General features: G+C 62.3%; 8 protein-coding genes and 4 pseudogenes. 11 read left to right on the forward strand and 1 reads right to left on the reverse strand.

The features are described from left to right. The first annotated feature begins 190 nt into the window (after positions 1-190). From LRS06_RS25245 to LRS06_RS25265, 5 genes and pseudogenes are all read left to right on the forward strand, one after another. A pseudogene (locus tag LRS06_RS25245) lies at positions 191-1608 on the forward strand (glycoside hydrolase family 125 protein). A gap of 145 nt (positions 1609-1753) precedes the next feature. Beyond that, positions 1754-2968: a glycoside hydrolase family 76 protein gene (locus LRS06_RS25250; RefSeq protein WP_257873910.1), complete on the forward strand. Its 1215-nt coding sequence runs from the start codon at positions 1754-1756 to the stop codon at positions 2966-2968. A 104-nt stretch (positions 2969-3072) separates the two neighbouring features. Next, the gene (gene fucP / locus LRS06_RS25255) at positions 3073-4332 is read left to right on the forward strand and encodes an L-fucose:H+ symporter permease (RefSeq protein ID WP_257873971.1); all 1260 of its coding nucleotides are present in this window, start codon (positions 3073-3075) and stop codon (positions 4330-4332) included. A 72-nt stretch (positions 4333-4404) separates the two neighbouring features. Further along, positions 4405-6903 (forward strand): glutaminase family protein, encoded by a 2499-nt coding sequence (locus LRS06_RS25260; protein ID WP_257873912.1) that lies wholly within the window; start codon positions 4405-4407, stop codon positions 6901-6903. Positions 6904-7019: 116 nt separating this feature from the next. After that, positions 7020-7527 (forward strand): annotated as a pseudogene (locus LRS06_RS25265) (phosphoheptose isomerase). A gap of 550 nt (positions 7528-8077) precedes the next feature. Here the strand turns inward: LRS06_RS25265 and LRS06_RS25270 are convergent. Continuing rightward, a complete protein-coding gene (locus LRS06_RS25270; RefSeq protein WP_257873972.1) occupies positions 8078-8308 on the reverse strand; it encodes a hypothetical protein in 231 nt (76 codons plus the stop codon). Between LRS06_RS25270 and LRS06_RS25275 the strand changes: the two genes are divergently transcribed. From LRS06_RS25275 to LRS06_RS25290, 6 genes and pseudogenes are all read left to right on the forward strand, one after another. After that, positions 8308-9366 carry a class I mannose-6-phosphate isomerase gene (locus LRS06_RS25275; protein WP_257873973.1) on the forward strand — a complete coding sequence of 353 codons (1059 nt, stop codon included), beginning with the start codon at positions 8308-8310 and terminating at the stop codon, positions 9364-9366. The two genes, LRS06_RS25270 and LRS06_RS25275, sit on opposite strands and share 1 nt — an antisense overlap. Before the next feature lie 29 nt (positions 9367-9395). Continuing rightward, complete coding sequence (locus LRS06_RS25280) at positions 9396-9707, forward strand: hypothetical protein (protein ID WP_257873974.1); 312 nt, start codon at positions 9396-9398, stop codon at positions 9705-9707. A gap of 41 nt (positions 9708-9748) precedes the next feature. Further along, positions 9749-9886, forward strand: a pseudogene (locus LRS06_RS25720) (DeoR family transcriptional regulator); the annotation flags it as partial. A 127-nt stretch (positions 9887-10013) separates the two neighbouring features. Beyond that, a pseudogene (locus LRS06_RS25725) lies at positions 10014-10331 on the forward strand (hypothetical protein); the annotation flags it as partial. 31 nt (positions 10332-10362) lie between these two features. Next, positions 10363-10551 carry a hypothetical protein gene (locus tag LRS06_RS25285; protein ID WP_257873975.1) on the forward strand — a complete coding sequence of 63 codons (189 nt, stop codon included), beginning with the start codon at positions 10363-10365 and terminating at the stop codon, positions 10549-10551. A 146-nt stretch (positions 10552-10697) separates the two neighbouring features. Continuing rightward, positions 10698-10953: MFS transporter (locus tag LRS06_RS25290; RefSeq protein ID WP_257873976.1), on the forward strand; the 256-nt coding region annotated here is incomplete at its 3' end.

The raw sequence follows: 10953 nt of genomic DNA on the forward strand, positions 1-10953 counted from the left end.
GCGGACGCGGTGGGACTTGTCCGTTTATGGTGCTCCGGTTGGGGAACCGGAGCACCATTTCCTAAATGGCCTGCACCTGTCCCCGTTGGTTGGTCCGGCTGCCGGGCCGCCACGCTGAAGTTCAACTGAACCACTCGCGCACTCTCTGCGCAAACCCGCGCTTGCGCTTTACTCCTTTTAGATTCATCACATGAACCGTCGCACGTTTATCCAGAACACGGCCCTACTGGGCGCGACTGTCTGCACGAGTGGCGCCTGGGCCTTTGCCCCGCCGTCCTTCAAAACGGTGCGCCCGGCGCGCGCGGCGCGCCGCTTCAGCTCAGCCTCGGTTGAAAAAGCCATTGCCGAGTTCCGGAAAAAAGTAAAAGACCCGGAGCTGGGCTGGCTGTTCGAGAACTGCTTTCCCAATACGCTCGACACCACCGTTACCTACTCCGAGGCGGGCGGGCAGCCCGATACCTACGTCATTACCGGCGACATCGACGCCATGTGGCTGCGCGACTCCTCGGCCCAGGTGTGGCCCTATCTGCCCTTCTGCAAGCAGGACGCGCCGCTGCGCAAGCTCGTGGCCGGCGTTATCCGGCGGCAGGCGCGCTGCATCAACAAGGACCCCTACGCCAACGCTTTTTACGGCGACGATGCCAAGACCGGGGAGTGGAAAGACGACCTGACCGACATGAAGCCCGGCCTGCACGAGCGCAAGTGGGAAATTGACTCGCTCTGCTACCCCATCCGGCTGGCTTACGGCTACTGGAAAACCACCGGCGACGCCTCCCCTTCGACGCTACCTGGGCGCAGGCCCTGCAAGCCACGCTGCGCACGTTTCGGGAGCAGCAGCGCAAAACCAGCCCCGGTCCCTACCATTTCCAGCGCACCACGGCCTTTGCCACCGACGGCGTGCCGCTGAACGGCTACGGCTACCCTGTGAAGCCCGTGGGCCTGATCTGCTCCAGCTTCCGGCCCAGCGACGACGCCACGGTGTTTTCGTTTCTGATTCCGAGCAACTTCTTTGCTGTGACCAGCCTGCGGCAGGCCGCCGAAATGCTGGAGGCCCTGCAGCCCCAGCAGCGCGAAACCGCCACCGACATGCGAGCCATGGCCACCGAGGTGGAAGGTGCGCTGAAAGAGCACGCCACCGTAGAGCACCCCACTTACGGTCGCATCTACGCCTACGAAGTCAACGGCATGGGCTCAGTGAACCTGATGGACGACGCCAACGTGCCCAGCCTGCTGGCCCTGCCCTACCTGGGCGGCGTAGCCCTCACGGACCCGGTGTATCAGAACACACGCAAGTTTCTGCTCTCGGCTGACAACCCGTTTTTCTTCAAGGGTACGGCCGCCGAGGGAATTGGCGGCCCCCACGCCGGACTGGACATGATCTGGCCGCTGGGCATCACCATTCGGGGCCTCACCAGCCAGAGCCCCGAGGAAATCCGGGCCTGCGTGCAGACGCTACGCCGCAGCCACGCCGGCACGGGCTACATGCACGAGGCCTTCCATAAGGACGACTTCGGCAAATTCAGCCGCCCCTGGTTTGCCTGGGCCAACACGCTGTTCGGAGAATTTCTGTGGAAGACCTACCAGGAGTCGCCGAAGCTACTGTCCTGATTTCCTGATTTATCGCCTATTGATTGGAGCTGCAAGCCTGGCTCCCTGCCTGCGTATTGCCTTTTCCGACGGGGCTGACCTAGTCCGTAGCCGCTCGAGAAAAGGAGGTTGAGAAGGAAAAATTCACCCGTCAAAAACCCATACCATGAACCAGAAAGACGCTGCTTGCCGCTTCCGTGAACCTATCAAGGCTTCTGCCGGGCTGAAAAGGAAAACCACCCGGCTCCTGCTGCCGGCCCTGCTGCTGACCTTGCTCAGCGGCTGCCAGAAGGAGGTAGTGCCCACAAACTCCGGGGCGGCGGTGCCCGCCACGCAGGCCAGCGCCCTGGCCGTGGCCACAAAAAGCGAAGCCCTGCTGGCCTTGAGCAGCTACCACAACAAGTACTACAACCAGTACGGCACGTACGGCCCCTCCTTCAAGGCCAACTATTGGTTTGATATGGCCAAAACCAAGCGAATGGATTTCTGGACGCAGGCGGAGGCCATTGAAACTGTCATCGATGCCTACAACGTGAACCCGACCGTTGAGTACAAAAACAAAGTCCAGTACCTGTACCACGGCATGCGCGACGCCTACGGCCTGACGTGGAGCAACAACGAGTTCAACGATGACATCATCTGGGGCTCCATTATGTGCCTGCGGGCCTACGAAATCTGGAATGATGGAGGAATGCTGACCATGGCCCGGCAAAACTTCGACCTGGTATGGGCCCGGGGCTGGGACACGAACCTGGGCGGCGGCCTGTGGTGGAAAACGGACAAGCTCTCCAAGAACACCTGCGTGAATGCCCCGGCCGTGATTTGCGCCATGAAGCTGTACAAAGCCACCGGCGACGTGAGCTACCGCAACAAAGCCAAGATGATTATGGACTGGATGGTGCCCCGGTTTTACGTGGCCTCGACCGGGGAAGTGAAAGGCGCTATGAACACGTCGGGCCAAATCTACGAGGGGGCGCTGCTGTACACGCAGGGCACCTTCATTGGGGCGGCCAACGAGCTGCGGCCCTACTACAGCACCCCCGACTACCGGGCCATGGGCCTGAAAGCCATGGATTATGCCCGCACGAGCCTGTCGAAGACGCCGGGCGGCATCCTGCAGGACGAAGACGGCACGCTGGACACCCAGGGTGGGAAATCCATCTTCGCCCGGTGGGCCTGCATATTTGTAAAAGACACGGGCACGGCGGCCAACTACGGCCCCTGGCTGGACGCCAATGCCGCCCAGGCCTGGTCCATCCGCAACTCCAACGGCATCATGTGGAATCTGTGGAGCATCCGCACGTCCGACACGGAAAACCTGAACTCCTGGCGCACGAACGGCGGCGTGTCGATGATGCTCAACCTGTACCGCTTCCGGTAGGGTTTTTAATGGCCAAAGGTTAGTCAATACGCCCGCACCCCAGCAATTTCAACGCCCTGGACTGATATTTCCGGTCTTCCTTTCTCTCCCGATACTTTCTTCGTATGCCCGCTACCGCCCCTCCTGTCACTGCTGCCCGGCCCGCCTTTACCGAGCGGCGCTTCGTGCTCACGTTCGTTTTTGTGGCCTCACTGTTCCTGCTTTGGGAAGTGGCCATCACGATGGGCGACGTGCTCAACCGCCACTTCCAGAGCGTGCTGAACGTGAGCAAGGCCGACTCCGGGCTGGTGCAGTTTTCCATCTTCGGGGCCTACGCCCTGATGGGCATTCCGGCCGGGCTGTTCATGCAGCGGTTTGGGTACAAGAACGGGGTGCTGCTGGGGCTGGGCCTGTACGCGGCCGGGGCGTTTCTGTTTATTCCGGCGGCTAATGCGGGTTCCTTCCTGTTTTTTCGGGGCGCATTGTTTGTGCTGGCCTGCGGGCTGGCCACGCTCGAAACCGTGGCGCACCCGTTCATAGCCGCGCTGGGCGACCAGCGCAGCAGCGACCAGCGCATCAACTTTGCCCAGTCGTTCAATGGCCTGGGCGCCGTTATCGGGCCGGTTATCGGTGGCTACTTTATTTTGCGGGCGGGCCAGGGTGGTGCGTCCGAGGGCTTGCAGGCCGTCAAAACCCTTTATCTCATCATCGGGGCCGTTATTCTGGCGGTGGCCGTTGGCTTTGCGCTGGTGCGGGTGCCGCCCCTGCCCACCGACCCCCACGCCGCCGAGCTGGCGCCCGGGGAGGAGCCGGTGCTGGCCGCCGACACCCCCTCCCTCTTCAGCCGGCGCCACTTCCGCTGGGCCGTGGCCGCGCAGTTTTTCAACGCTGCGGCTCAGGGCGGCACCTGGGCGTTCTTCATCAACTACGGAGTGGAGAAAATGAGCCTCAGCGCCGAGCGGGCCGCGTACTTTTTCGCCTTCAGCATGGTGCTGATGATGGTGGGCCGCTTTATCGGCACGGCGCTGATGCGCGTGATTGCGCCGGCCCGGCTGCTGGCCATTGCGGCGGGGGCTAATATCGTGCTCTGCCTGATTATTGCCCAGGGCTGGGGTGCGGTATCGTTCGGGGCGCTGCTGCTGCTCAATTTCTTTTTCAGCATCATGTTCCCAACCGTCTTCAGCCTGGGCCTGAAAGACCTGGGGCCGCGTACGCAGCAAGGGTCCTCGTTCATCATCACGGGCGTGGTGGGTGCGGCGGTTTTTCCCTACCTCATGGGCCAGGTTGCCAACCATGATATTGCGGCGGCCTACTACCTGCCCATCATCTGCTACGTCGTGATTCTGCTCTTCGGTGCCAAGTACCACCAGGTGCAGCCCCGCTAACCACGCCGCCGCAGCAGTACTCCCGCAGCCTTTCCCTGGCTGGTTGCCTCCGCTTTCTCTGGTCGCCACATCATGAAACTTCTACGAATCTTCTTGCCGCTCAGCCTGGGCTGCCTGAGCTTGGGGGCTAATTACGCCGAAGCTCAGAAGCTCCGCCCCCCGGCTTATCCGCTCATCACCCACGACCCTTACTTCAGCCTCTGGTTGTTTCAGGACACGCTCAGCGCGGGCCCTACCCGGCACTGGACCGGGGAAGCGCAGCCCCTGGAAGGTGTGGTGCGCGTCGATGGCCGCTCGTACCAGCTGATGGGACAGACTGCCGCGCCGCTGCGGGCCATTATCCCTATTGCGGCCGAAACCCCTTATTCGGCCCGCTACACCTTCGAGGCCCCGGCCGCGGGCTGGGAGCAGCCGGCTTTCACTACCGGCGCCAGCTGGAAGATCGGCCCGGCCCCGTTCACCAACAACACCAGCCAGGCCGGCACGCAATGGACCAGCCGCGACGTGTGGGTGCGCCGCAGCCTGAAGCTGAGTGGGGCCCGGCCTACCGGCAAGCTCGTGCTGCTGCTTTTGCACGACGACGACGCGGAAGTGTACCTCAACGGCGTGCTGCTGCTGAAGCAGGGCGGCGCCAACGGCAGCTACGAACGGTTTGCCCTGCCCGATGCGGCCCGCGCGGCCTTGCGCCAGGGCGACAACCTGCTGGCCATGCACTGCGCCAACCCCCAGGGCGGCGCCCATCTCGACGCCGGTATCTACGCGGCGGGACCGGAGCCGACTCTGCTGCCCGCTGCCCGTCAAACCAGCGTTACGCTCACGGCCACCCAGACTTCGTATTCCTTTGAGGCTGGCCCGGTGCGGCTGACGGCCCAGTTTCTCTCGCCCCTGCTGCTGGATAAGCTGGAAACCCTGGCCCGGCCCGTCAGCTACCTCACTTTCCGGGCCCAAAGCGCCGACGGCAAGCCCCATAAGGTGCAGGTGCTGCTGGCGGCTAGTGCTTCGCTGGCTACCAACACGCCCTACCAGCGCGTGGCTACCCAGGTAGGTAAGGCCGCGACGCTGAACTGGCAGACCGTGGGCACCACCACGCAGGCCGTGCTGGGCCAGTCCGGCGACAACCATCGTATCGACTGGGGGCAGGTCTACCTGGCGGCACCCGGCGGCGCAGCGAAAGTCGGAACCGGTACGCCGCAAGCGCTGAAGGCGGCATTTACCAAAACCGGGGCCTTGCCCTCAGCTAGCCCAACTCAATCCTCATCAGGCACTCAGGCGCAGAACACCGCGCTGGCTGCGGTGTTGGATATGGGTCAGGTAAACCAGCCTGCCGAGCGCCACCTGCTGCTGGGTTACGACACGCCCTACGCCGTGCAGTACTTCGGCCAGAACCTGCGCCCGTGGTGGCGGCGCGACCCGGCCATGACCATGGCCAAGGCCCTGCAAGCTGCTGAAGCCGATTATGCCAGCATACGCCAGCAGTGCGCCGCCTTCGATAAGAAACTCTACGCCGATGCCCAGGTGGCCGGCGGCCGGGAGTACGCCGACCTCTGCCAGCTGGCTTACCGGCAAGCCGTGGCGGCTCACGCCATAGCGGCGGGGCCCAAGGGCGAGCTGCTCCTGCTCTCGAAGGAAAACTTCTCGGGCGGCTTCATCGGCACCGTGGACGTGACGTACCCCTCGGCCCCGCTGTTCCTGCTGTACAACAATGAGCTGGCCAAGGGCCTGCTGCGCTTTATCTTCGACTACAGCGAGTCGGGGCGGTGGCAGAAGGATTTTCCGGCCCACGACCTGGGTGTTTACCCCCTGGCCAACGGCCAGAAGTACGGCGAGGACATGCCGGTGGAAGAAGCGGGCAACATGCTCATTCTCACGGCAGCCGTAGTGAAGCGGGACGGCAAGCCTGATTTTGCCCGCGCCCACTGGGCCACGCTCACCAAGTGGGTGGAGTTCCTGAAACGTGACGGCTTTGACCCGACCAACCAACTGTGCACCGACGACTTTGCCGGCCACCTGGCCCGCAACGCCAACCTCTCGGCCAAAGCCATTATGGGCATTGCCTGCTATGGCCAACTGGCGCGGCAGGTGGGCGACGAAAAAACGGCCACCGAGTACACCGCCCTGGCCCGCGACTACGCCCGCCGCTGGATGCAGATAGCCGAGGACGGCAATCATTACGCCCTGACCTTTGATAAGCCCGCCGGCTCCTGGAGCCAGAAGTATAACCTGGTGTGGGACAAGCTGCTGGAGCTGAACATATTCCCCCAGGAGGTAGCACAAAAGGAGCTGGCCTTCTACCTCACCCAGCAGCAGCGCTACGGCCTGCCCCTGGACAGCCGAAAGACCTACACCAAGTCGGACTGGATACTATGGACGGCTACTCTGGCGGAGCGCGACGCAGATTTCCAGGCCCTGGTGCACCCAATCTGGCTGTACGCCAACGAAACTCCGAGCCGCGTCCCGCTCGGCGACTGGCACGAAACCACTGATGCCCGGCAGGTTGGCTTCCAGGCCCGCTCGGTCGTAGGCGGCTATTTCATCAAGCTGCTGCAAAAGCAATTCGCCAGCAAGCCTTAAATGGCGTCTACTACCCGAGGCGAACAGGGCAATTCAGCCTGGTTCTGGCAACTTTACCGCGGGATTTTCACCTGACACTTCCTTCAATTCAACCCAGTAGTCTTTTTCACCTTTGTATGCCCTCAACTGATTCCCAAAAGCAGGCCTTATTCGAGCAAGTAGCCGCGCAGCTGCAGCAACAGGGCTTCCGCATTGCCCAGCAGGACCAGACGCGGCCCTGGGGTGGCTTTTTTCGTGCTCGATGAAAGCCAGGCCCAGCAATTTGCTGATCAGTACTTCAATGGCTTGTCCATTGACGAGCTACGTATTTCGGGCAAGCTGAGCCCGAAAGTGCTGTTGGTAGCGCCGAATGCCCGCTTGTCGTGGCAGTACCACCACCGCCGGGCCGAAATCTGGCAGGTGGTGCAGGGCCCGGTAGGCGTGGCCACGAGCGACACCGATGAGCAGGGTGAAGTGAAATGCTACCCTACGGGCGAGCGGGTGGTGCTGCGGCAGGGCGAGCGTCACCGTCTGGTAGGACTTAGCGGGTGGGGCATCGTAGCCGAAATCTGGCAGCACACCGACCCAGTCTACCCATCCGATGAAGACGACATTGTGCGCGTTGAAGACGATTTCGGTCGGTAGCAACGGGCAGAAGTACCCAAGCAGACAGGGAGTATGAGCATTCATACTCCCTGTCCGTGTTTTATACCAACCTAGTTCTTGTGATGTGGCCCTAAACAGGGAAATAGGATTTGCCGCCACTGCCCATAAATGACAGCTGTGCCTTGATCCTTTGAAGCCTTGTCAAGAGGCATTAGTGAGTCAATTTTTCAATTTTTATGATCGTTTATATACAAAACAATCATTTATAGTATTTATATTGCATCATAAAGACAAACACTGGGCTAGTGCAGTGCGTTGCTCCTCTGGGGCATTAAGTACGAAGTCGTTCATTATTGGGAGAACCTATTAGCTGCAAGGGTGAACCGCTTGACAGCAACAGACTTCCCTTTTTCTCGCTTAAGCACGGCCTTTCGGCACCCCTCATATGCGCGCCTCCAACTATGATAAGTATCCCTTTGTGCCGGTAGCCGCAGGGGCCGATGCTTGCCAGACGGGGTGGTCGGCCATCACCAGTGCGTTGCGGGCCGCACTACAAGCCCTGCCAGTAGCCACCGACCAACCGCACGTGCTAGCCGTGGAATGCTACCCAGGCACCGACCTCAAGCAGCTGCTGCACGAGCTGACGCAGGCCCTGCAGCCGGCCCAATGCCTGGTAGCTGACGACCTGTATTACTCCCCAGCCGAAATCGACCGGATGGTAGCCGCCCCGCTCACCGACGACCCCGTCTTTGGCCGACTTAACGGGCTCACGGTAGCCGATTTCTTCAACCCCCAACGTCTCAAGCCGCGCAGGAAGCATTGGCCACGGCCGCTGACCAGCTGGTGGTTGTTGTGGGTACCGGGGCCACGCTCGTCTGCCCCGCTCCCACCCTGGTGGTTTACGCCGACCTGGCCCGCTGGGAAATCCAGCGGCGGCAGCGGCGCGGAGAAATTGCCAACCTGGGCAGCAGCAACTTCAGCGAAAAAGCTAGCCTCAAGTACAAGCGCGCATTTTTCGTGGACTGGCGGGCGGCCGACCGGCTCAAAAAGCAGGTGCTGCCCCGCGCCGACTTCCTGCTCGATACCAACGACCCGGCCGTGCCCAAGCTCATCAGCGGAGCCGATTTACGGGCCGGGCTGGCGGCGGCCGTGCGGCGGCCGTTTCGGGTGGTACCGTTCTTCGACCCTGGCCCTTGGGGCGGGCAGTGGATGCGCGAGGTGTGCGACCTGCCCGACGGCCCGTCCAACTACGCCTGGTGCTTTGACTGCGTGCCGGAGGAAAACAGCCTGCTGCTCGGCTTCGGTGAGGCGCGGGTTGAAATTCCGAGCATCAACCTTGTGTTTGCCCATCCGCGCGAGTTGCTGGGCGAGGCCGTGCACGGGCGCTTCGGCACGGAGTTTCCCATCCGCTTCGACTTTCTTGATACCATGGGCGGCGGCAACCTCTCGCTGCAGGTCCACCCGCTCACCGAGTACGCACAGGACAAGTTTGGCCTCGCCTACACCCAGGACGAGAGCTACTACATGCTGGCTGCCGAGCCGGAAGCGGTGGTTTACCTGGGGCTAAAGGAAAACGTTGATTTCCCAGCCTTGCTGGCGGACTTGCAGCGTGCCCAGGACGACCCGAAGGCTCCTTTTCCGGCCAGCCAGTACGTCAACGCGTTTCCGGCCCGAGCCCACGACCACTTCCTGATTCCGGCGGGCACGGTGCACTGCTCCGGGGCGGGCGGCATGGTGCTGGAAATTTCAGCCACCCCCTACATCTTCACTTTCAAGCTCTGGGACTGGGAGCGGCTGGGCCTCGACGGCCTGCCCGCCCCATCCACCTGGCGCACGGCGCGGCTAACATTCAGCCGGACCGCACCACGAGCTGGGTAACGCAGCATCTCGTCAACCAAGTAACCCCCTTGGCCAGTGGCCCCGACTGGCGTGAGGAACGCACCGGCCTGCACGAGCGAGAGTTCATTGAAACGCGCCGCCACTGGTTTACGGGGACCGTGCCGCATGATACCCACGGCGGCGTGAACGTGCTCAACCTGGTGCAGGGCATTGAAGCCATTGTCGAAAGCCCCGGTGGGGAATTCGAGCCCTTCGTGGTGCACTACGCCGAGACGTTTATTGTGCCGGCGGCCGTGGGCGCTTATACCATCCGGCCCCACGGCCCGGCAGTGGGCACTGAGTGCGCTACCCTGAAAGCCTACGTGCGCACCCGGCCCTAGCCTCCTTCGCCAGTAGAATTTCCCCCTAATCAAAACGCGTGATGACTGACTTAGTAACGCCCGAAAACCCCGCCGCGGCTCGCGCCCAGATTATCGTCGAAAAGCTGCTGCACACGGGTACCGTGGCCGTGGATGAGCTGGCCGCCCTGTTCGGCGTATCGGTGGCGACGGTGCGCCGCGACTTAGTGGAGCTGGAGCAGCGCGGACGGCTGCGGCGCACCCACGGCGGTGCCGTGCCCGTCGAGCCGCTGCTGTACGAGCCGTTTCGCTACGATTCGAGCTTTCATGAGCAGATAGGACCGCAACCTGGCCGAGAAGCGTCGCATCGGCCTTGCCGCCGCTGCCCTCATCCAGCCCGGCGAAACCATTTCCCTGACTGCTGGTACCACCACTACCCAGGTGACGCGCAGCCTGCGGCCAGGCGCCAATGTGACCGTCGTCACCAACACCGTGAACGTGGCCATGGAGCTCCAGCCACCGCAGCGACGCATGCGGGTGTTTGTGACAGGGGGCTTCCTGACGGGCGGCTGGTTTTCGCTCGTAGGACCCGCCACGGCGCAGGCGCTAAGCCAGTTTTATGTCGATAAGGTATTTATCGGCGTCAACGGTATTGATGCCGAACGGGGCCTGACCTCGCTGCACCCAGGAAGCCGCCGTGATTCAGGTGATGCTGCGCCAGGCCAAGCGCCGCATCGTGGTGGCCGACCACACCAAGCTCGGCGTGGTGGCTGCCTCCCTTATCTGCCCCACCGTCGAAGTCCACCAGCTCATCACTGACACCGGCGCCACCGAAGCGCAGCTGGCTCCTTTCCGGCAGCTCGGCATTGAGGTGCTGCTGGCCTAAAAGCAGGATTCATACCGCCGCCATCCGGTGGTCTACTCGGGTGGAATGGCAGGTTGAGGCAAAAAAGGCAGTACCGTCCTCAGGAGAGCCGCCCGGGCTTTGATGCTACTGCCAGCCGCATTTCACTTCTAATTCCTTCACTCGTCATGCCTTCTTTCCGCGCCCCCGGCCCGCTGTTTCGTGAACCTGCTGGCTCGCCTACCGCTACTGCTCTCACCCCAGGCGGCAGCCCGCGCTACGTGTACCTGATTGCGACGGTGGCGGCCTTGGGAGGCCTGCTGTTTGGCTTCGACACGGCCATCATCAACGGGGCTCTGATTTTTCTGAAGAAGGACTTCAACCTCAGTGACGCCGAAACGGAATGGGCGGCCAGCAGCATCCTGTTTGGGGCGGTGATTGGGG

The organism is Hymenobacter sp. J193 (assembly GCF_024700075.1).
GTDB lineage: Bacteria > Bacteroidota > Bacteroidia > Cytophagales > Hymenobacteraceae > Hymenobacter.

Coding starts and splice junctions, on each gene's coding strand:
- LRS06_RS25250 (WP_257873910.1), top strand. CDS start 1,754: ATGAACCAGAAAGACGCTGCTTGCCGCTTCCGTGAACCTATCAAGGCT.
- fucP (WP_257873971.1), top strand. CDS start 3,073: ATGCCCGCTACCGCCCCTCCTGTCACTGCTGCCCGGCCCGCCTTTACC.
- LRS06_RS25260 (WP_257873912.1), top strand. CDS start 4,405: ATGAAACTTCTACGAATCTTCTTGCCGCTCAGCCTGGGCTGCCTGAGC.
- LRS06_RS25270 (WP_257873972.1), bottom strand. CDS start 8,308: ATGCTTCCTGCGCGGCTTGAGACGTTGGGGGTTGAAGAAATCGGCTAC.